Consider the following 21,548-nt stretch of genomic DNA (forward strand, 5'->3'; position numbering starts at 1 on the left):
ATCCGAAGAAATCGGAAGGCAAAAAGCTCATGAAACGCATCATCCATACGCTGCGTAAAGGATTACCGAAAGGTTTAGAAGAGCTCGCCCAACTGGGGCGCACCCTGTGGCGTCGACGCAAAGATGTGCTCGCCTACTTTGATATCGGTGCATCCAACGGCCCCGTCGAGGCAATCAACGGCAGACTCGAACACCTACGCGGCATCGCCCTAGGATTTAAAAACCTCAACCACTACATCTTGCGATGCCTGATCCACTCTGGACAACTGCAGGAGAAAATCAACGCACTCTAAAACCGGAAGGGCCGGTTTTCTATTGTGTTGGCACGTTTCGCAGCGGCCTCTATTTGTTAGAAAGGTCGCTTGACTGATTCGGCTTCACAGTGCTTCGTGGGCCTGAAATCGCTAGGGCAGCATGTGCTTGCCCGTGCGCAAGGAACTGAAGATTAAGGAGAACGATCATGAACAACAAACTGGCGAAGGCATGGCCAACGCCGCGCAGTGGTCGCTCGTAGCCGCTACCGCATTCTTCGCTCTGAGCTTTGTCGGTGCACTTAGGGTGCTCCGTGCTGCGGGGGAGAAGGGTGCCCCCGCAAACAACGCCGATCTCGGTGCCCGCGTTAATCGCGTCCCGAACTGATTTTCCACCCGCGTGCTGCTTTGCGTTGCTGCCAGAAGTGACGGTAGATACCGGGGACATCGGAAAGCTCAGAATGCGTGCCCAGCTGGCTGACTTGCCCGTGTTCATCCAAGACTACGATTTGATCAGCAGATTTGATTGTATCCAGCTTATGGGCGATGACAATAAAAGTAGATTGCTCCCGTAGCTCGTCCATCGCAGCAAGAATGTTTGCCTCATTTTCTGCATCGAGTGCGGAGGTAGCCTCATCAAAGAGTACAATCGGCGCTTGCTTGAGAAGCGCGCGAGCTACAGATACGCGCTGGCGTTCACCACCGGATAGAAGCCGACCGCCTTCACCAACAGGAGTATGCCACCCTAGGCGGTTGGCAATAGAAGTCACGCCTGAAAGATCAGCTGCGCGGAAGACTTCCTCATCGGAGGCGTCGGGACGACCAACGCGGATATTAGCGATTAACGAGTCGTCGAAGAGGTAAACGTCCTGAAAGACCATGGACAGCCTGGACATTAACTGTTCGGTTCCAAGCTCGCGGATATCTACGCCGTCAACCATCACCGCCCCGGAATCTACATCCCAGAATCGCGAAATAAGGCGCGCAATTGTGGTCTTTCCGGAGCCAGAAGGACCGACAATGGCGGTAACGGTGCCTGGTCGAGCATGGAAAGTGACATCTACCAATACTGGTGTATCGCCGTATCCAAACGTGACATTAAGCAGCTCTACATTTCCCGAACCATCGCCTAGGCGCGGAGTAGTGGGTTCTGGCAGGGAAGGAGCATCGGTGATGAGCTCAGTTTCTGCAAGCGCGATACGGCCGGCATCTAAACCGACGAAAGAAGAACCCAGCTGCTCAAGCGTGCGGGTAAACCTCAAGCTGATTCCGATGATCGCAATTGTTTCTAGTGGCGATAGGGCGCCTTCAACGGCAAGATCCGCGGAGACCATAATGAGAGCCACAATGAAGATCTGCACTACTATGCCGTTGAGTAGCAAAGCTAATGTGGATACCCATAGCTCGCGTATTCGTGCTTTATGGTCGATTTCTAGCGCTTGCTCTAGTGGCGCAAAAACTTGTGATTGTCCTGCCGCGCGCAGGGCTGGTTGACGGTTAGCAAATTCTACGATGCGCTGGGAGAGCTCTTTACTCGGCCCCAGTGCGCGGTTCGATGCTTTCTCACGAATCCATGCAGCCAACTGCATCACCACGAGCGCCAATGGTGCGATGATAAGAAGGACCAAGCCCAGCTTCGGGTTCCAGAAACACGCTCCTACTAACAAGGTGACAAGTGCCGCGCTATCGCGGTATATCGTTCCTTGAATATGCGCAATGGTCTCGGCCGCCACCATAAAGCGATCTGAAACGAGGCGAGATAGGCCGCCGGTATTAGCCGGTACGAACCAGCCGAGCGGTAGCGTTGCTAATTTATCGCCCACAGTCGTGTGCGCGGCTCGGATGAAATCCAAGGCCGTGTGGTAAGAGGCCATGGTTGCGAAAAATCGTAGCGCAAAAGCTACGAGCGCAATTGCCAAAAGCGTCCACATCCATGGTGCGATCGTCGTATCCCCATCGAGTGCCTTTGTAAGTGGCACGAGCGTGAGAACGGCGAGGCCATCAAGCACGCCAACGATAAGCGATAGACAAGCATACCTTTTATTGAGCTTATGGCCTACAGGACTTTGCAGCTTTTTGACACTGCGAGTGAGTAGCGGATCACGAAGACGCGAACTAGCAGGCGTAGTGGCATTAGACATGAGAATTATCCTTCATAGGCTTGAGGCAGATTATTTGGTCTGCTCCTTGGATGGACTCCGGCTTGTGGGCGATGACTAAGACGGTCTTGCCTCTGACGAGTGTGGCTAGAGCTGCTTGAATTTCTGCTTCGCAGTCAGGATCAGTTGCCGCAGTAGCTTCATCCAGGATCAAGATTGGGGCATTGGTAATAATTGCCCGGGCAATAGAAATGCGTTGCTGTTGTCCACCGGATAAAGAGGTGTCCTCACCAACAACGGTGTCGAGCCCAGCCGGTAAAGCGCGAATATCAGCAGCTATGTGCGCAGCCTCTGCGGCTTGCCAGATCTCTTCATCGCGGGCTTCTGGGCGTGCAAGGCGAATGTTTTCCCGAATACTCATACGCAGTAAGTGAGGGTCTTGTAAGACGAAAGCCACAATGCGGTACAAACTGTCGAAAGTGAGATCACGGATATCCACGTTGTTGATAGTGATTGTGCCCGAATCTGGATCCTGGAAACGCGCCAGCATCGTTGCTGCTGTGGATTTGCCAGACCCGGAGGGGCCAATCAATGCCGTGACAGTGCCTGCATTTAGTTGCGCAGAAAAGTCTTGGAGGACTGGTGTGTCTGGGGCGTAGCTAAAGCTGACCTTATGGAACTCCACCTCCATGTCTTGACTACTGGCATCGAGGCTCTTTTGGCCTTCTTTCACATGGGAAATTGTCATGACTTCATCAAGGCGCAACGCCGCATTGCCAGCGAGCTGGTAAGACCACATCATTTGGCCGACGGTTTGAATCGTGCCCGGGAGCACCAGCGCAATTAACGTTGTTGCGATGACTTCAGCGACCGTGACATAGCCACCAGCTATCAGCAGGGAACCGACTCCTAGATTGATAAGGATGAGTACAGGAACCGCCACCACAGACTCTGAGATTGCGGAAACACGCAGAAGCGGACGTAGCCACTCGTAATAGAATTCCGCGAATTTTTGGGCAGCTTCGCGATATCGAGCGTGGGCTTTGCCAACGGTGCCGAAAGCCTTGACGACGGAAATACCTTCGGAGAACTCCACCGCAGTCGCAGAGACCTCACCCAGATAATTATCCAGTTCCGCAGTTTTTGTGCCCATATCTTTCATTGAATATGCTTGGATTGCTAGGAAAATGGGCACAGTGGCAATAGAAAGTAGACCAAGGCGCCAATCCAAGATAAAGGCATAAACCAGAAGCGCGAGGGGCGTAAAGATCGCGGCGACCTTCTCTACAGGAGCGTGGGCTGTCAGGGTGTGCAGAGTTAACGTATCGTCCTCGACGGCTTTGCGGACTTTGCCGGAATTAGTCTGGCTAAACCACGAGAGTGGTGCTTTCGCAATAGCGGTAATAATTCGGCGCCGGTTAATCCCCACCAGCTTTGCATCAGCGAAGTGGGTGATTACAAGGGCAAGGAAATAGAAGAATAGCTGGCCCAAAAATGCAGCAAGTAGCCATTTCACAATGGACGCGACGTCATCAGTATTGCCGTCGATTAGAGCATTTCCCAGTGCCACCAACGCGACGTAGGGTGCTACGGCGAGTACCGAGGATATAAGCGCGAGAAACTGTGCGAAGTAGATGGTTGTTTGCACTGGGGCCAGTAGTTTTTTTAGAGCGACCTGGCCGGCTTTTTGTTTTGCGCGAGCCTCTTCTTCCGGTGACGCACCGTGTGATTCTGGTGCGTGGGTTCCGCTTGATTCTGTGGAACTTTGTTTTAGTTCAGACATTTCTTTCTCAATTCTTGTTGATGTCAGTCATATCGATGATTCTGGTGACTGATTCTTGGATGAATTCGTGGTCATGGGTGATGACGATGACCACTGCTCCGCTTGCTGCAAGAGATCGAAGGAGCGCAGAGATGGATTGCAGTTGGCGCCAGCCCACGCCAGAGGTAGGTTCATCGAAGATGTAGATCGCTGCTTGCTTGGCTTGGGCTGAAGCTATGGCTAAGCGTTGCCGTTGCCCACCGGACAGAGACTGCGGATGCCGTTGGGCCATTCCTGCCAGATCGAGGCGATGGAGAATCTCATTGACATCGATGTGGTCCCGCTTCTTCTTTGCCAGTCCGAGCGTGACTTCTTCTTCGGTGGTGGCTGCGAATAATTGGCGGCCAACATCTTGCATCACCATATACGCGGCACGTCTGCGGGCAGCCGCTCCTACTCGTTTGCTGTTCAAACGGAGACTACCGCCGCGTTTGGGAGAAGCAAGACCACAAATGATCCTGGCGAGGGTGGTTTTTCCAGCGCCGTTGGGCCCGATTAAGGCGGTGACTTCGCCGCTGGGGAAAAATGCGTGGTCAATGTTTAATACCTCATGTGCGCCATAAGAAAAACAGATGTTGCTTAGCTCGAGTCCGCTCCGCTGGGGATCGGCGTTTTCGAGCGTGGGTGGTACCGGCACGCTCGCGGGCAGGGGAACATGGTGTAAGCTGCGTAGCCCCAATTGTTTGCGTTCGGGTTCGTCTAAGGCATAAAACTCCTGAGCGCGGAAACTCCGCGTTATTTTTCCCTGAGTCAAGTAAATAACTTGGTCAGCGATATCTTTTAAGAAAAAGAGACGGTGATCAGCGATAATGATCGTTGTGCCTAATTCCTTCAAGCGGTGTAGCACGCGTGCAAGAATATCGATGCTTTCCATAGAGAGATTGGACGTGGGTTCATCGAGAAGCACGAGACTGCCCGGGGACACAAGCGCGCATGCGCATGCCACGGTTTGTAACTGCCCACCGGATAATTCTTTGAATCGCCGGCCCCGAAGATCGTTAATGCCTAGTAGCTCGACCGCTGATTGAATCCTCGACTCAATTTCTTTGGGATCTACACCAAGGTTTTCTAGCCCGAAGGCCAATTCTGCATTGACGCTTTCAGTGAAAAATTGTGTCCTTGGATTCTGGAATACTGAGGCGCTGAACTCGATGGCTCGGGACAGCGGTTCTTCCGCAGGGGTAAAAGCCTGGTCATCCTTTATAATAGTGATGGTGCCTAGTAGCTCTCCTGGATTGAAATGGGGGATGAGTCCGTTGATCAACTTGAGTACCGTGGACTTTCCCGATCCGGAATCACCGGTAATCAGTAGACACTGTCCTGGAGAGACAGAAAAAGACACATCAGATACACCTTGAGTACCTGGCCGAGCTCCCAATGGATATGTAAAAGAAACGTTGTGGGCGTCTACACTGGTTGCGATACTGCGTTCGTTCATAAGTGGACCTCCGTGGGAAGCCAGACAGAGGCAACAACGAGGCCCAACCCAGCTAGTGCAGTTGCATCGACAAGCTTGAAGGAAAGATCGGCGGTGGTGGTTGGGCGTGCGGGTCCTCCCAATCCCCGGACAAGAGCAGAGGCAGCGAGCTCATCACCAGCGCGGACGACGGCACCTAATAAGGGGATGATCAACATCGCGGACGATTGTGTGGGCTGTGTGATCCAGCTTTTTACTCCAGGCTGGAGACCCCGAAGGACCATGGCATCGCGGATGGCTTTGGCTTCTGCCACGATGATCGGCAAAACGCGCAGGAATACCGCCGGTGGAATGGTGGCCCAGCCTGGTAAACGCAGGTCCCGCAGTGCTGAGGTCAACGTGGATGGTGTGAGAGTGAGCAAGCCGAATGTGCCGATGGACATGCTGATGACAAAACGGCTTAGCCACGAAAAAATTGCCGCTGAAAAAGCGAAAAATGTGGAGCCAGGAAGCTGTAATAGGCCCCAGTACCCTAGATAGGATAATGCAAAAGCGAACAGGCAAATAAGACCATAGTGTGGCTTTACTGTAGCTAGTGCGATGGAGCTGAAAGCGATAGAAATCAGCAGTGTCGGTAGGTGGCCGTGGCTGAGAGCTACCGCATTGATTACTAGAACAGAAAGCAGCACGGTCCGTGGATCGATCGAAGATCGATGAAGCACGCCCTGTTTTGGCAGGCTCACAGGAGACCAGCGCTTTCAAAGTGTTTGCGGCTGACGCGAACTCCGACCTTTCCTCCGATAAAGCCGACGATGAGCGCACAAATGGCCAGTACTCCAATGGTCCATGGCTGGAAGATATCCGACATGGCATCGGCATATTCTTGACCCATTTGGTCTGCGATATCGACGTAGTAGGAGTCCGTATCCAGAATTAGCGGGATAAAAGGCATAGAAATCCAGACACAGAAGACGCTGTAGGCAATAGGGAAGGATTTGGCAATACTGAGGTGGCTTTTTGTAATAATCAAATCCGCGATAAACCCTAGAATTATGCTTCCCAGCAGGGTCCAGAAGTAGTGTCCGGTGAGCATGAATGCTAGTCCGTTAATACCACCGACGAGGGTGAAAGCACCCATTTTGGGCGTGCGGGCGGCATAAAGCGCTAGCACGATTCCGTTTGCGATTGCCGCGATGAACCATCCAATAAACATGAATTGTGGTCCTGCGAATCCAATCATTCCGCTTACAAAGGTGATTACAAAGTAAAGTGCAGCAAAGATGCCAGCGTTGATGAGATCTCTGGTGTTTAAACGTGCCGTCGACCCACTGGATGAGCTTGCACTCCGTGCGGGCGTAGAGGACTGTTGGGTCATAGTAAACCTCGATTTATGAACAGCAGGAAAGGTAAGGCTTACCTAAGTTAGGTAATACTGTTTATAAAACATTTCAAGTTTTGATCTGAAGATTCACCCTTAATGGGGGTGAATGCAGATAAGTAGACATCAAACCAGACCACGACTACCGACTAAGTACCGACAAAATCGGCACCAACGGCAAGACAACCCTGCGATGGGGAGGCAAACTACGCCGCCTCTACATCGGACGCAGATGGGGCGGGGAACCAATCACCATGGTCTGCATCGACAACCACGTCGACGTCAAAATAGCCATCACTGGGGCACAAATCGCCGCCTACACACTCACCGAAGAAAAGATCTACTACAACTAGAAAGACAACGAACTCAACCCCAGTCGGGGCAACTAAAAAATCTCGAGACACCGACCGGAACGATGTCTCGAGACTTCACAGCGTGCCCCAGAGAAGATTCGAACTTCCGACACCGGCTTTAGGAGAGCCGTGCTCTATCCCCTGAGCTACTGGGGCGGGGGTGCGTTGCGCACCTAGGTAAGACTAGCAGCCCCGCGTGGGGCGGCGTTAAATGCGTCGCCTTTCGTTTATTCGCCGGCCAGCTCCGCGTACTTGGCGCGGACCTCGCTGGCGGAAGGGTTGGTGGCGTGGGTGCCGTCGGAGTAGAGGACGGTGGGCACGATGCGGTTGCCGTCGTTGACGGACTCGATCCAGGCGTTGATGTCGGCGGTGTCGGGGGAATCCGCTTCGACGTTGACGAGCTCGTATGGGGTTTCGGTGCGGTCCAGGTTTTTGATCAGCTTGGCACAGAACGGGCACCAATCGGCGAAGAAGATGGTGACGTGCTCAGTGGTTTCGGGAGTGGCAACGTTGGTGCTCATTAAGCAGCAGCCTTTCTGTCGTAGGTGAGGAAACGGTATTTCATGGGCAGCTCACTCGGCGGCTGCCCGGGGATGGTGAGGTGGCCAGATTCGGAGGTGAGCCAGTCGGTATCGGCAGATAGGCTGAATTCCTCCGGCACTTGCGGGGCCAGGACGGCATCTGCTCCGTAGGCATCGCCCACCTGCACGCCCATGAGGGTGAGCTCGATTGTATCCACGCGGTCGAGGGCGGAGCTATAAAGCTGGCCGCCGCCGATGATCCAGGCGTCGTCAAGCGTGGCGTCGAGTGCCGCGTCGAGGTTATCCACCACGGTGGCACCCGCGGACCACTCGCCGGGTTCATGGCTGGACAGCACGATGTTCTCCCGGCCCGGCAGCGGGCGGAACTTGGGGTTGAGGGACGCCCACGTCTTGCGGCCCATGATGACGGGCGCGCCCATGGTCACTTCCTTGAAGTGCTTCAGGTCCTCCGGCACGTGCCAGGGCATGACCACGCCGTCACCAATGACCCCGTCGAGGGACTGAGCCCAGATTGCGCCCAGCATTAAACGGACACCTGCGCCTTGATGGTGGGGTGGGGGTCGTAGCCGATGACCTCAAAATCATCGAAGTCATAGTCAAAGAGGCTCTCAGCCTTGTGGAGCTTGAGCTGCGGGTACTCGCGCGGCTCGCGGGAGAGCTGTTCCTTAACCTGCTCAATATGGTCGTTGTAGATGTGGCAATCCCCGCCGGTCCAGATGAGCTCGCCCACCTCAAGGCCTGCTTGCTGCGCAAACATGTGAGTCAGCGCCGCGTAGGAGGCTAAGTTGAAGGGGACACCGAGGAACATGTCGGCTGAGCGCTGGTAGACCTGCATGGAGAGTTTCCCGTCAGCGACGTAGAGCTGGAACAGCAGGTGGCAGGGCATGAGCGCCATCTTGTCCAACTCAGAAACGTTCCACGCGGAGACCAAGTTGCGGCGCGAGTCCGGGTTGTTCTTGAGCGTGTCCAGGGCGACCTGGATTTGGTCGATGTGCTGGCCATCCGGCGTGGGCCAGGAGCGCCATTGCACGCCGTAGACGGGGCCTAGCTCACCGTCCTCATCGGCCCACTCATTCCAGATGCGGACCTTGTTCTCCTGCAACCACTTCACGTTGGAGTCACCGCGCAGGAACCACAGCAGCTCACCAATCACGCCGTGGAAGTAGACCTTCTTGGTGGTCAGCAGGGGAAAAGACTCCGCCAGGTTATAGCGAAGCTGGGCACCGAACAGGGAGAGGGTGCCGGTGCCAGTGCGGTCGCCTTTGGGAGCGCCTTCTTCCAGGACGCGGCGCAGGAGGTCCTCGTACGGAGTCTCAATCATGGTCGCCATGATAGCGCTCTTGCGCCCGTGCCACGCGCGTGGGGTTAGTACCCGCCGTTGGCCTCCGCGTAGGCGGCGGCGTGTTCCAGAATCTCCTCTGCCAGCTCCGGGCGGCAGATCAAAAGATCCGGGATGAAGGTGTCCTCATTGTTGAATTTGATCGGGGAGCCATCCAGGCGCGAGCAGTGCAGGCCCGCGGCCAAAGCCACGCCCACCGGGGCGGCCTGGTCCCACTCGTACTGGCCGCCGGCATGGATGTAGCCGTCATAGTCACCCAAGAGCACGTGGATGGCCTTCGCACCCGCGGAGCCCACGCCGACGGTCTCAAAGCTCATCTTCTCCGCGATGTAATCCGCCACCTTCGGCGGACGGTTGCGGGAGACCACGAACTTCTTTGACAGCGGGCCCGTTACCGCGCGCACATCGGAGGACTTAAAAGTCACGCCCATGTCCGGCATGCCGACGGCCGCGTGGATGGGGGTGCCGTTTTCTACCAGCGCGATGTGGACGGCCCAGTCCTGGCGGCCGGTAGCGAACTCCTTCGTGCCGTCGAGCGGGTCAATGATCCACACGCGGTCCTTCTTCAAACGGCTCAAGTCATCGGCAGCCTCTTCCGACAGGACGCCGTCCTTGGGACGGTGCTGCTCAAGGACGCGGGAGATCCACTCCTGAGCGGCTTCATCGCCGGCATCACCCAGCGCCAAGCCGCGCAGCAGGCCACCGTTGCGCACGCCTTTGAGGATTTCGCCGCAGCCATCGGCGAGGGAGTTGGTTAGACGGGAATCAGAAATCTCAACGGTCATAGTGACCAGATTAGCGCGCGCGATACAGTAGGGCATGTCTAAAAACGTTCTGGCGAAGTTCCGCCCGCAGGTGGCCGGTTGGTTCCAGGACGTTTTCGCCGCCCCCACCCCGGTCCAAGAGCAGGCGTGGGAGGCGATTTCCGGCGGCGCGAATGCACTGGTTGTAGCGCCAACTGGCTCCGGTAAGACGCTCGCGGCTTTCCTGTGGGCCTTGAATTCCCTGGTGGAGCGCGAAGGCCAGACCGCGCTGCCGCTGAGCAATGAACCCTCCCGCGAGGGAGCTCATGATGGCGTGAGAGTGCTGTATATCTCACCGCTCAAGGCTTTGGGCGTGGACGTTGAGAATAATCTGCGTGCCCCGCTCAACGGCATTGCCCGCACCGCCGAGCGGCTGGGCCTGGAGGTGCCGGATATTACCGTCGGCGTGCGCTCAGGGGATACCCCGCAGGCAGAGCGCGCCCGCCAGGTACGCAAGCCGCCAGACATCCTTATCACCACGCCGGAATCGGCCTACTTGATGCTCACCTCCAAGGCGGCGGGGATTCTGAAGACCGTGGATACCGTCATCATCGATGAGATCCACGCCCTAGCCGGCACCAAGCGCGGCGTGCACCTAGCTCTGACTTTGGAGCGCCTCGGGCTTATCGCCGGGGAGTTCCAGCGCATCGGGCTGTCGGCCACGGTGCGGCCGCTGAGTGCTGTCGCGAACTTCTTGGGAGGCGACCGTCCCGTCGACATCATCGCACCACCCGCCAAGAAGCGCTGGCAGCTCGACGTCCACGTGCCGGTCGAGGACATGTCGGACCTGCCCACCCCGGAGCAGGGATCCCCCATCGGGGAGGCGACTGTCGACGACCCCCTGGGCATCACCCAAGGCCCCCAAGACGCCCTGCGCGTGCAGGCGCAGCGTGGGGAAACGGACACACACGGCGGGGTAGGAGACTCCGCCCTGCCCACGGCGAAGTCCATCTGGCCCTTCATCGAAGAAGAGCTGTACGCCGAAATTATGGAGCAGCGCTCCACCCTTGTCTTCGTCAACTCGCGTCGCACCGCCGAGCGGCTTACTAGCCGGCTCAACGAGCTTTATGCCCAGGAGCACGATCCGGAATCCTTGAGCCCAACCACCCGGCGCGACCCGGCCCAGCTGATGAAGCAGGTGGACGTCGCCGGGAAGGCACCTGCCGTTATTGCTCGCGCGCACCACGGTTCGGTGTCCAAGGACGAGCGCGCGCTGACGGAGACGATGCTCAAGGAAGGCACGCTCAAAGCCGTGGTGGCCACGAGCTCCCTGGAGCTGGGCATTGACATGGGCGCGGTGGAGCTGGTGGTGCAGGTGGAATCCCCACCCTCGGTGGCCTCCGGTCTGCAGCGCGTGGGCCGCGCCGGGCACTCGGTCGGCGCGGTGTCGCACGGCTCCTTCTACCCCAAACATCGCGCGGACCTCGTGCAATCAGCACTCACCGTCGCCCGCATGGAGGAGGGCCTCATCGAGGAAAAGCATTCCCCGCGCAACCCGTTGGATGTCTTGGCACAGCAGACGGTGGCGGCGGTGGTGGCGTCGGCAAGCGCGGGCACGAGTGAGGGACTCGAGGCCGACGCTTGGTACGAAACCGTGCGCCGCGCCTGGCCCTATAAGGACCTGGCGCGCGAGGTCTTCGACTCCGTGCTGGACCTGGTCAGTGGTGTGTATCCCTCGACGGATTTTGCGGAGCTGAAACCCCGGGTGGTCTATGACCGCGTGACGGGCGTGCTCACCCCGCGCCCCGGCGCGCAGCGCGTGGCGGTGACCAACGGCGGCACCATCCCGGACCGCGGCATGTTCGGGGTGTTCCTAGTGGGAACTGGTGAGGCCGGTTCCGCGCCGCGCCGCGTGGGTGAGCTCGATGAGGAAATGGTTTATGAAACCCGGGTGGGGGATATCTTCACCCTCGGCGCGACGAGCTGGCGCGTGGAGGAGATTACGCGCGACCAGGTGCTGGTGACACCCGCGCCGGGGCACACGGGGCGTTTGCCTTTCTGGAACGGTGACTCCGCGGGGCGGCCCTATGAGCTGGGTAAGGCGCTGGGGGCATTCCGGCGTGAAGCATTTTCGGACCCCTCCGTGGTGCGCGGCGCCGATGAGAACGCGCGGCGCAACATCGCCGCCTACCTGCACGAGCAGAACGAGGCCACCGGGCTCATCCCGGATGAGAAGACGCTGCTGCTAGAGCGATTCACGGATGAGCTGGGGGATTGGCGCGTGCTGCTGCACACCCCGTTTGGCAGGCCGGTGAATGCGGCGTGGGCGCTGGCGGTGGGCCAGCGCGTGGCGGAGCGCACCGGTATGGACGCCCAGGCCGTGGCGGGCGATGACGGCATCGTGCTGCGCCTGCCGCAGGGTGAGGCGGACCCGGATGCCGCGCTGTTTCTTTTCGACGCCGATGAGATCGCCGACATCGTCACCGAGCAGGTGGGAAACTCCGCGCTCTTTGCTTCTCGTTTCCGGGAGTGCGCGGCGCGAGCGCTGCTTCTGCCGCGGCGTAACCCGGGCAAGCGCGCGCCCTTGTGGCAGCAGCGCCAGCGCGCGGAGCAGCTTCTCGACGTCGCCCGCAACTACCCCTCTTTCCCCATCATCCTGGAGACCGTGCGCGAGTGCGTGCAGGATGTCTATGACCTGCCGGCGCTCACGGAGGTCATGCGGGAGCTGGCGCACCGCCGCATTCGCATCGCGGAGGTCACCACGGAGCAGCCTTCGCCTTTCGCGTCCTCGCTGTTGTTCAACTACACCGGCGCGTTCATGTACGAGGGGGACTCGCCCCTAGCGGAAAAGCGCGCAGCGGCCTTGGCATTGGACTCGGCGCTGTTGGCGAAGCTGTTGGGCACGGTGGAGCTGCGCGAGCTTCTCGACGGCTCCATCATCGCCGAAGTCCACGCCCAGCTGCAGCGCACCACTCCGGAACGCCAGGCGCGCACCACTGAGGAGGTCGCGGACCTGCTGCGCGTGCTCGGCCCCATCCCGATCGAGGAATTCGGCGCGCACGCCACGGTGCCACCCAGCGCACTCGATGCGCTCGGTGCGCGGATCATGCGGGTGCGCATCAACGGCCGCGAGCACGTGGCGCAAGCGCTCGATGCGCCGTTGCTTCGCGACGGCCTGGGAATCCCCGTCCCGCCCGGTATTCCTGCACAGCAGGCCACGATTACCGATGCCGTCGATCAGCTGGTCAGCCGCTGGGCGCGCACGCGCGGGCCGTTTGTGGCGCGCGATGTGCAGGAGGCCTTTGGCCTCTCGGCTGCGGTGGCGCACTCGACGCTCAACGGTCTGGACTCCATCCTGGCGGGGCACTACCGGCAAGGCGTGGAGGAGCAGGAATACTGCGCGGCTGAAGTTCTCAAGGTCATCCGCTCGCGCTCGCTGGCGGCAGCCCGGGCGGCCACGCAGCCGGTCTCGCCTGCGGCCTTCGCGCGCTTCCTCCCGGACTGGCAGCAGGTGGCCCCCGTGGGTCGGCGCCCTGTGCTGCGCGGGGTGGACGGCGTCTTTGCCGTCATTGAGCAGCTGGCCGGCGTGCGCCTGCCGGCCTCTGCCTGGGAGAGCCTCATCCTGCCTGCGCGAGTGGGGGACTATTCGCCGACGATGCTCGATGAGCTCACCGCCAGCGGCGAGGTCCTCATCCTCGGCGCGGGCAAGGCTGGCTCCAATGACCCCTGGATCATGCTGTTGCCGGCGGACTATGCCGCGCAGCTCGCCCTGCAGGTCTCCGCCGAGGAGGCTGGTGTTTCCATGCTGCAAACCCAACTGCTGGAGGCTTTACAGGGCGGCGGCAGTTACCTCATCTCCGATATTCAACCGCAGCTCAGCGGCACCGCTGAGGAGGTTCGCGAGGCCCTCTGGGGACTGGTGGAGGCAGGCTTGGTCAGCCCTGATTCCTTCGCTCCTATCCGGGCCCACCTTGCCGCAGGCGGTCCCGCCGGGCGTGCGGCGCATCGCGCGCGGCGCAGACCTTCGCGCTCACGACTGCGCATGGGGCGCACTTCCTTTGCACAATCGCACAACGCATCTGGTGCGCAGGCCGCGCCCGACGTGGTGGGGCGGTGGTCGCTGTCCGTGCCCGCCGCGACGGATGCAACGTCGCGTTCCATCGCGCACGGCGAGGCCTGGCTGGACCGCTACGGCGTGCTTACCCGTGGCTCTGTGGTTGCCGAGGACGTCCTGGGAGGTTTCGCCCTGGCCTATAAGGTGCTCTCCGGTTTCGAGGAATCCGGCAAGGCGATGCGCGGCTATGTCATTGAAGGACTGGGTGCCGCGCAGTTCTCCACACCCGCGGTCATTGACCGCCTGCGCGGGGTGGATGATTCGCCGGACGTCACCGGTTGGCCCTCCGGAACCCGCGAGCCGCAGACCTATGTCCTCGCCGCGACCGACCCCGCGAACCCCTACGGCGCGGCGCTGCCCTGGCCGCCTACTGATGCCGGCGAATCTGCGGCCCGCCCCACCCGCGCCGCGGGTGCCTTAGTGGTGCTTATAGATGGACTGCCGGTGGCTCACCTGACCCGGGGCGGGAAGACGTTGACTACGTTCTTCAACGCTTTGCCCGAGGGAATCGAGCGCACCGAGGTACTAGCCGCAGTGCTTGCAGGCCTCAACGAGCTGGTGGCCGCCGGGCGCTTGAACAAGCTGGTCATTGAGAAAGCGAACGGGCGGCCCATCTTCGAGTCGAAGCTGGGCGGTGAGCTGCGCGCACTGGGCGCGGCACTGACCCCGAAGGGCGTGCGGATTACTGGCTCTGCCCACACCGCCTCTTCCGGCCGTGCAGGACAGCACGGCAAATCTGGAGAAGCCACGCGCTCCGCTGAACCTTACCGTCCCGCACGTCGCGGTGGGCGCCGCGCCGTCGAGGCGATGGAGGAGCTGTCCTTCGATGATCCGGAGGATTCCACTGAGTCTGGTGGCCCATCGACTGCACCGGGAAGCCCAGGCGGTTTTCGCCCGCGTCGGCGACGCCGCTGAATGTTAAACCTCAGCGTTTGGGTGTGGGCATTTCAGAGGTCTAACCTCAGAAGTTGATAGCCCAATAGAAAAAGGAGTCCTGTTGCCATGCGGCTGAAGCGCCAACTGCCCAACGTGTCCGAGTTGAAGAACCTCATGCGTTTCGAAGCACCCAACCTCGACCGCCGGGCTGCACGCCTGGCAGAGGCCGCTGACGTGTGGGATCTGCGCAAGATTGCCAAGCGCCGCACCCCGAAGGCGGCCTTCGACTACGTCGATGGTGCAGCCCGCGACGAGGTCAGCTACCGAGAGTCCCGCGACTTCTTCCGTGATGTGCGCCTCATGCCCAACGTGCTCAACGGTGCGAACGACATCCCCTTGAGCACCGAGATCGCCGGCGAGCCCGCGGCCCTGCCTTTCGGCATCGCGCCAACCGGCTTTACCCGCTTCATGCATGCCGAGGGCGAAGACGCCGGCAGCCAGGCTGCCCGCGATGCGGGAATCCCATTCACCTTGTCCACGATGGGCACGCGCTCGGTCGAGGAGGTCGCAGCGTCGCAAGGCAATAGCGGGCGCCGCTGGTTCCAGCTCTACCTGTGGAAGGATCACTCCGCCTGCCAGGAGCTCATCGAGCGCGCGGCGGCCAACGGCTATGACACCCTCGTCGTCACCGTGGATACGCCCGTGGCGGGCCAGCGCCTGCGCGATACCCGCAACGGCATGCGAATCCCGCCACGCCTGACCGCCGGCACCGTCTTCGACGCCGCGTGGCGCCCCGAGTGGTGGTTCAACTTCCTCACCACGGACCCGGTCACCTTTGCCTCCCTGACCTCGACCACCGGCACACTAGGCGAGCTGGTCAACACCATGTTTGACCCAGGCCTCAACTTCGAGGACCTCGCGTGGATTCGCAAGCAGTGGACGGGAAAGCTCTTCGTCAAGGGAATCGTCAACCCCGAGGACGCACGCAAGGTCATCGACCTCGGCGCTGACGGCATCGTGGTGTCCTCCCACGGCGGGCGTCAGCTCGACCGCGTGGTCAACACCCTCCAGGCCCTTGAGGCCGTGCGCGCGGAAGTGGGCCCGGACGTGGAGATCATCTACGATTCCGGCATCATGTCCGGCGTCGACATCGCCATTGCGCTGGCACTCGGTGCGGACTTTGTCCTCATCGGCCGCGCCTACCTCTACGGGTTGATGGCCGGCGGTAAGGAAGGCGTCGACCGCGTCATTGAGCTGCTGGCAGAGGAATTCAAGAACACCCTCCAGCTGCTCGGCGTGAAGAAGATCGAAGACCTTTCCCGCCAGCACGTGGTCACCCCGTGGGAGCCGGGTGCGCTGGCATTCGGTGCGGGAAAGGATGCGCCGGTAGAGTAGGCACCCGTTTGGTGAGGAGGTTCTGCTGTGCCCGAGGGTGATTCCGTACTGCAGCTGTCGAATCGGCTGCAGTTCATGGAAGGCCGACGCGTGACCTCCTCCTCCCTACGCGTGCCGCGTTATGCCACAGTGCGCTTCGACGGGCTGGTGTGCGAGGAAGTCTGGCCCTATGGCAAGCACCTCTTCATGGATTTCGGCGGCGAGCTCATCCTTCATACCCACCTCAAGATGGAAGGCACGTGGGCCATCCACTACGCCGGGGACCGCTGGCGCAAGCCCGGCCACAGCGCCCGCGTGGTGCTACAGATGGAAAACACCCCGCGTGATATTGAGCTGGTGGGGCACTGGCTAGGGCTGGTCGAGGTCTTTCCAGCCCGCGAGTTTGAGCAGCGCCTGGCGCACCTAGGCCCCGACATCCTCGCGCCAGAATGGGCGGAAGGCGGCTTTGAGGAGGCCGTACACCGCATCGAGTTGCGCCCCGAGCGCAGCATCGGCGCGGCCCTCCTGGACCAGCGCAACGTGGCAGGCTTGGGCAACGAATACCGCGCCGAGGTCTGCTTCCTGGCCGGCGTTCATCCAGCAACACCTGTAGCGCTTGTCGACGTCCCCCAGATCCTCACCATCTCCCGCCGCCTCATCTGGGCCAATCGAGACTCGCCGGTACGTGTGACCACCGGCGTGAAAAGGGCAGGGGAGACCACCTATGTCTTCGGACGCAACCGTCAGCGCTGCCGACGCTGCGGCACGCTCATTGAGAAATCCACGCTGGGTGGTGTGGACGCCGGCGGCGATGAAGGGGAGTTAGAGCGCATCATCTGGTGGTGCCCGCACTGCCAGCCGCGTCGCTAGGCTGGGATGCATGAAGATCATTTTGAACATCATCTGGTTGGCAACTGGTGGCCTTGTCCTCGCACTGGGCTACTTCCTCCTCGGCATCCTGGCCTGCATCCCCGTCGTGACGATTCCTGCCGGTGTGGCCTCGATGCGTATGGCGAATTTCGCGCTGTGGCCCTTTGGGCGCTCCGTCATTCAACCGGTCAAAGGCACCGGTGGCATGTCTCGGTTCTCTAACGCTGTCTGGTTCCTTGTCGCTGGCCTGTGGTTGGCTATCGGCCACGTCACCACTGCAGCGGCGCAGGCAGTGACCATCGTGGGCATCCCGGTGGCTCTGGCCAACCTGAAGATGATCCCGGTGACGTGCTTCCCATTCGGCCGCAAGATCGTCGATTCTGATGAGATCCCCTTCGGCTGGGAGTCGATGATCAAGCTCTAAAATCTCTGTCTCCGGTTGCGGGGTTGCCTAGGGTGCTTTAGTGTTCTGAGGCATGGGGGATTTAGAGACCTATTTCTCCTACCGCAACTCGGGGATTTCTTTGGTGGAGCAAGCGGTAGGAGGAGAGAAACATTTACGCGCACTCGGCGCTTCACCTGCCGATGCCGCCGAATTGGCTGGCTTGAACCACATCTACTTCGGTGCTACCAAGTTCACGGGTAAGCAACGCACTGCCCGCAGCCGAGCCGCCGAACAAGGCCACGACCTGGCCACGCTGAGCCTTATTGAGTCCTACACGAAGAAGCTGAAAAATCAGCTGCATGCCTGGAACCTACGGGTCAAGCTCGCCGGTACACCAGCACCGAACATCCCAGCCGTGGCGGCCAAGCGCTTAAATGAGCTCAAGCCCAAACGCGTGCCCACACCTGGTGTGCGCACGACCTATCGCGCTGATGGTCCGCACTCGCTGACCATTACCGATGACCCCATGACAGTCACCGAAATGCGTGGAGTGTTGGAATCCATCAACCAGAACAACCTGCTGGAAGCAGCCAACCACGTCTTCTTCAACAAATCCCATGGCGGAACCAAACCAGCTGTGTTCACCAGCGTGGTCGTTACCCTGGACAAGCTCGACAAGATTGTCTCCGGCGACGGCGATGACATCGTGCTTGAGCTGACCAACGGCGGGCGTATGACCGGCACGGAATTTCTGAACTACAAGTTCGCCGAGATCGGCTACGTCACCCTCATCCACCCCACGATCGGGCCGGTATGGCTGCACCGGATGAAGCGCTTAGCCGGGTTTGAGCAGCGCATGATGGCTAGTGCTGAGCATCCCACCTGTGCCAGGAAGGGATGCAATAAGCCCGCTGATTATGCTCAGGTGCATCACCTTGTGCCGTGGAAGGCAGGAGGGACTACCAACCCGCCGAACCTGACCATGTTGTGCGCCTATCACAACGGCATTAATGATGACGACCCAGAGAAACCAACAGGTGCTGGCTACGTGTTTAGGATTCGCGGCGGTGTGGACTACATCCCTCCCTGGGGAGAACCGATAACCGCCCAGGCTGCGTATCAAGCCGCGCAACGCGGACTCGGACCGCCCGGCGTGTAAACCGCCACGCGGGCGAGCCCACAGGGGCCGCCCGACAGGTAAATCCTCACGCGGATGCTCATAGGGCCTCCGCGGCGTTGGCGATCCTACATGTTGATTGCCCGTTAAAAACGGGTGAACCCCCGACCGTTCGGCCGGGGGACGTCGCCAAGCAGTGCTTAGCGGTGGTTGCGGTACCAGCCGATGAGAGCATCGGTGGAGCCGTCGCCGGATGCGGCCTCCTCCTTGCCGGAGACTGCCGGTGCCAGGTCGTTGGCCTGCTGCTTGCCCAGCTCCACACCCCACTGGTCGAAGGAATTGACATCCCAGATGATGCCCTGGGTGAACACGATGTGCTCGTAGAGCGCGATCAGCGCGCCGAGGGTCTGCGGGGTGAGCTCCTCCGCCAGAATCGTGGTGGTGGGGCGGTTGCCCGGCATCACCTTGTGCGGAACGAGGGCTTCGTCCACGCCCTCAGCGGCAATCTCTTCTGCCGTCTTACCAAAGGCCAAGACCTTGGTCTGCGCGAAGAAGTTGCCCATGAGCAGGTCATGCATCGAACCGGTGCCGTCCGCGGTGGGGAAGTCCTCCTTCGGGCGGGCAAAGCCGATGAAGTCCGCCGGGATGAGCTTGGTGCCCTGGTGCATGAGCTGGAAGAAAGCGTGCTGGCCATTGGTGCCCGGCTCGCCCCAGTAAATCTCACCGGTGCCGGCGCTCACGGCGGTGCCGTCGCGGCGCACGGACTTGCCGTTGGACTCCATGGTCAGCTGCTGCAGGTAGGCGGGGAAGCGGCCGAGGTCCTCGGAGTAGGGCAGCACCGCGTGGGTCTGCGCGCCGAAGAAGTTGGAGTACCAGACACCGAGCAGACCCATCAGCGCCGGAACGTTCTGCTCCAGAGGCGCGGTGCGGAAGTGCTCATCCATGGCGTGGAAGCCCTCGAGGAAGCGCATGAAGTCCAGCGGGCCGATGGTGCACATCAGCGACAGGCCAATGGCGGAGTCGACGGAGTAGCGGCCACCCACCCAGTTCCAGAAGCCAAACATGTTCTGGGTGTCGATGCCGAACTCCGCGACCTTCTCCGCGTTGGTGGACACCGCAACGAAGTGCTTGGCGACGGCCGACTCGTCACCATCAAACTGCTCAATCAGCCAGCGGCGTGCGGCGTGAGCGTTGGCCAGGGTTTCCTGGGTGGTGAAGGTCTTGGAGGCCACGATGAAGAGGGTGGAGCCGGCGTCGAGGCCGTCGAGAGTCGCGGCGAGATCCGCCGGGTCGACGTTGGAGACGAACTCCGCGCTAATGCCCGCCACTTCGTAGGAGCGCAGGGCCTTCGCGGCCATGGCCGGGCCCAAGTCGGAGCCGCCGATGCCGATGTTGACCACCTTTTTGATGGTGTGTCCGGTGTGGCCAAGCCACTTGCCGGAGCGCAGCGCAGTGGCGAAGTCGCGCATGCGGCCCAGCACCTCGTGGACGTCGGCAGCGACGTCCTGGCCGTCGACGCTCAAGTCCTTCTCCACGGGCAGGCGCAGCGCGGTGTGCAACACGGCGCGATCCTCGGTGTTGTTGAGGTGCTCGCCGGCGAACATTGCGTCGCGGCGCCCCTCGACGTCGGCAGCCCGGGCGAGGTCCACCAGTGCGGTGACTACTTCCTCATCGATGAGGTTCTTCGACAGATCCACGTGCAGGCCCGCGGCGTCGAAAGAATAGTCTGCGGCGCGGGAAGCGGAGTTAGCAAAAAGCTCACGCAGGTTGAGGTCCTTCTTGCTTTCAAAAAGCGAGGTGAGCGCGGCCCACTGCGGCTGAGCGGTGATGTCCATTGCAAAAGCCTTTCTGGCAGGTAGCAGACATGAAACTTACTGTGTCCACCGTAGTCCAGAAATCCCTTCGCTGCCGAGGCAGAAGACCGTACTGCGTTGAGCTAGGAGTAGAGCTTCAGGTTGAATTGCTCCATCGTGTTTCCGATCTCCATGGCACCAGTTTCGGGGCCGGTGTAATCATCGTAGTTGCCAAAGGACAAGACACCTACCGCGTACAGTTTGCCGTCGATGGAGGCGTAGACAGGACCGCCGCTATCACCGGGTACGCTCTCGCTGCCAAAGGTGAAGAGTCCTTGGTTTTCGAAGCGGTCAATGAAATCGTCGCAGGCAGCGCCTCCCGCGGAACCGGCAAAACACATCGTGGGCTTCTTGTGCGTGACATCCTCGAGGCTCATCCAACCGGCCAAAGGCGCATTGAAGGCCGGTGCGGTAGATACTTCGGCGGCTGGGTTGGACACTTCGATCAGTGCAATGTCGGCCGAGTTGATGCTATCGGTGTTGGTGTTGCGGGCCTTCTTTACCATCTGGCCTATCTCTACAGTACTGCCGGATTGATCCTCATAATAGAAGGTGTCGCCCGTGTCCCCGCAGTGCCCGGCGGTGAGGATAAAGAGGCGCTGCCCATCGCCAGCGAAATGACCGGTGGAGCACCGGCCACCGTTTGTGCCGTTGTAGATGGGCGCACCCGGCGTCAACACCCCCAGGCTCATGAAGTAATCGGCAGCTTCAGGAGCTATCAGGTTACGTCGGGGCTCCGGTCGCTCCGCTTGAGGGATTTCGGTGGTGTTATCCCAGAGCGCATCGCCGTCGAGGGGCTCCTCGAAGCCTTGCGTTGTTCCGGATGCTGCGGAACCCTGCCTGCGGTCGGAGTCGCTGACGGCGGGAAGATCGAGCGTCGTGGTGGAAATGGTGGTCTCAGCGGAAGAAGAGGTGCTGCAGGCGGATAACACGGACGCAGCGGTGGCCGCGGCGAGAATCGCAGCCAGGCGAGAGGAAAAGCGCATGGCGCGAGCCTAACCCACCGTATGTTTAA

The 21,548-nt window shown here is 60.2% G+C and carries 18 protein-coding genes, 1 tRNA gene and 1 pseudogene; 8 read left to right on the forward strand and 12 right to left on the reverse strand.

The genetic code is table 11. The annotated features are described in order from the left end of the window. Positions 1 to 293, forward strand: a 293-nt coding sequence (locus tag HMPREF2993_RS06165; protein WP_141758264.1) for a transposase, incomplete at its 5' end; no start/stop codon positions are given. 133 nt (positions 294 to 426) lie between these two features. Next, positions 427 to 639, forward strand: a complete 213-nt coding sequence (locus HMPREF2993_RS06170) for a hypothetical protein (RefSeq protein WP_070701537.1) — start codon at positions 427 to 429, stop codon at positions 637 to 639. On the opposite strand, the gene HMPREF2993_RS06175 is transcribed toward HMPREF2993_RS06170, so the two are convergent. The 5 genes from HMPREF2993_RS06175 to HMPREF2993_RS06195 are packed head-to-tail and all read right to left on the reverse strand — an operon-like array spanning position 620 to position 6,964. Continuing rightward, positions 620 to 2,392, reverse strand: a complete 1,773-nt coding sequence (locus HMPREF2993_RS06175) for an ABC transporter ATP-binding protein (RefSeq protein WP_070701538.1) — start codon at positions 2,390 to 2,392, stop codon at positions 620 to 622. The genes HMPREF2993_RS06170 and HMPREF2993_RS06175 overlap by 20 nt on opposite strands. Then, the gene (locus HMPREF2993_RS06180; protein WP_070701540.1) at positions 2,385 to 4,133 is read right to left on the reverse strand and encodes an ABC transporter ATP-binding protein; all 1,749 of its coding nucleotides are present in this window, start codon (positions 4,131 to 4,133) and stop codon (positions 2,385 to 2,387) included. The genes HMPREF2993_RS06175 and HMPREF2993_RS06180 overlap by 8 nt, the downstream gene beginning before the upstream one ends. A 7-nt stretch (positions 4,134 to 4,140) precedes the next feature. Next, positions 4,141 to 5,610, reverse strand: a complete 1,470-nt coding sequence (locus HMPREF2993_RS06185) for an ABC transporter ATP-binding protein (RefSeq protein WP_070701542.1) — start codon at positions 5,608 to 5,610, stop codon at positions 4,141 to 4,143. Beyond that, entirely contained in the window at positions 5,607 to 6,332 is a 726-nt protein-coding gene (locus HMPREF2993_RS06190) for an energy-coupling factor transporter transmembrane component T family protein (protein ID WP_070529419.1), read from the reverse strand. Before HMPREF2993_RS06190 ends, HMPREF2993_RS06185 begins: the two co-directional genes overlap by 4 nt. Next, positions 6,329 to 6,964 (reverse strand): MptD family putative ECF transporter S component, encoded by a 636-nt coding sequence (locus tag HMPREF2993_RS06195; RefSeq protein ID WP_012714931.1) that lies wholly within the window; start codon positions 6,962 to 6,964, stop codon positions 6,329 to 6,331. The genes HMPREF2993_RS06190 and HMPREF2993_RS06195 overlap by 4 nt, the downstream gene beginning before the upstream one ends. A 140-nt stretch (positions 6,965 to 7,104) precedes the next feature. Between HMPREF2993_RS06195 and HMPREF2993_RS13155 the strand changes: the two are divergent. Beyond that, positions 7,105 to 7,382 (forward strand): annotated as a pseudogene (locus HMPREF2993_RS13155) (IS481 family transposase); the annotation flags it as partial. Between the two features lie 21 nt (positions 7,383 to 7,403). On the opposite strand, the gene HMPREF2993_RS06205 reads toward HMPREF2993_RS13155, so the two are convergent. The 5 genes from HMPREF2993_RS06205 to HMPREF2993_RS06225 all read right to left on the reverse strand — a co-directional run bounded on the left by HMPREF2993_RS06205 (position 7,404) and on the right by HMPREF2993_RS06225 (position 9,986). Then, positions 7,404 to 7,476, reverse strand: a tRNA-Arg gene (locus HMPREF2993_RS06205). Between the two features lie 71 nt (positions 7,477 to 7,547). Further along, positions 7,548 to 7,841: a mycoredoxin gene (locus HMPREF2993_RS06210; RefSeq protein WP_010187687.1), complete on the reverse strand. Its 294-nt coding sequence runs from the start codon at positions 7,839 to 7,841 to the stop codon at positions 7,548 to 7,550. Then, entirely contained in the window at positions 7,841 to 8,386 is a 546-nt protein-coding gene (locus tag HMPREF2993_RS06215) for a dihydrofolate reductase (protein WP_070701544.1), read from the reverse strand. The genes HMPREF2993_RS06210 and HMPREF2993_RS06215 overlap by 1 nt, the downstream gene beginning before the upstream one ends. After that, positions 8,386 to 9,192, reverse strand: a complete 807-nt coding sequence (locus HMPREF2993_RS06220; RefSeq protein WP_070597462.1) for a thymidylate synthase — start codon at positions 9,190 to 9,192, stop codon at positions 8,386 to 8,388. The genes HMPREF2993_RS06215 and HMPREF2993_RS06220 overlap by 1 nt, the downstream gene beginning before the upstream one ends. 35 nt (positions 9,193 to 9,227) lie before the next feature. After that, on the reverse strand, positions 9,228 to 9,986 hold the full coding sequence (locus HMPREF2993_RS06225) for a 3'(2'),5'-bisphosphate nucleotidase CysQ (protein ID WP_210384594.1): 759 nt from the start codon (positions 9,984 to 9,986) through the stop codon (positions 9,228 to 9,230). A 34-nt stretch (positions 9,987 to 10,020) separates the two neighbouring features. On the opposite strand from HMPREF2993_RS06225, the gene HMPREF2993_RS06230 reads away from it, so the two are divergent. From HMPREF2993_RS06230 to HMPREF2993_RS06250, 5 genes are all read left to right on the forward strand, one after another. After that, positions 10,021 to 14,973, forward strand: a complete 4,953-nt coding sequence (locus HMPREF2993_RS06230; protein WP_070701546.1) for an Lhr family ATP-dependent helicase — start codon at positions 10,021 to 10,023, stop codon at positions 14,971 to 14,973. 87 nt (positions 14,974 to 15,060) lie between these two features. Then, entirely contained in the window at positions 15,061 to 16,329 is a 1,269-nt protein-coding gene (locus HMPREF2993_RS06235; RefSeq protein WP_070701548.1) for an alpha-hydroxy acid oxidase, read from the forward strand. A 27-nt stretch (positions 16,330 to 16,356) separates the two neighbouring features. Beyond that, positions 16,357 to 17,178 carry a DNA-formamidopyrimidine glycosylase family protein gene (locus tag HMPREF2993_RS06240; RefSeq protein ID WP_070680837.1) on the forward strand — a complete coding sequence of 274 codons (822 nt, stop codon included), beginning with the start codon at positions 16,357 to 16,359 and terminating at the stop codon, positions 17,176 to 17,178. Between the two features lie 10 nt (positions 17,179 to 17,188). Continuing rightward, positions 17,189 to 17,602, forward strand: a complete 414-nt coding sequence (locus tag HMPREF2993_RS06245; RefSeq protein WP_070680835.1) for a YccF domain-containing protein — start codon at positions 17,189 to 17,191, stop codon at positions 17,600 to 17,602. A 52-nt stretch (positions 17,603 to 17,654) separates the two neighbouring features. Continuing rightward, a complete protein-coding gene (locus HMPREF2993_RS06250) occupies positions 17,655 to 18,722 on the forward strand; it encodes an HNH endonuclease signature motif containing protein (protein ID WP_070701550.1) in 1,068 nt (355 codons plus the stop codon). Positions 18,723 to 18,880: 158 nt separating this feature from the next. Here HMPREF2993_RS06250 and pgi read toward each other — a convergent pair whose 3' ends face one another. Then, entirely contained in the window at positions 18,881 to 20,515 is a 1,635-nt protein-coding gene (gene pgi / locus HMPREF2993_RS06255) for a glucose-6-phosphate isomerase (protein WP_070701552.1), read from the reverse strand. A gap of 101 nt (positions 20,516 to 20,616) precedes the next feature. Next, positions 20,617 to 21,519 carry a trypsin-like serine protease gene (locus HMPREF2993_RS06260; RefSeq protein ID WP_046646986.1) on the reverse strand — a complete coding sequence of 301 codons (903 nt, stop codon included), beginning with the start codon at positions 21,517 to 21,519 and terminating at the stop codon, positions 20,617 to 20,619. Positions 21,520 to 21,548: the final 29 nt, after the last annotated feature.

It is taken from the genome of Corynebacterium sp. HMSC068G04 (genome assembly GCF_001814885.1).
Taxonomy (GTDB): domain Bacteria; phylum Actinomycetota; class Actinomycetes; order Mycobacteriales; family Mycobacteriaceae; genus Corynebacterium; species Corynebacterium hiratae.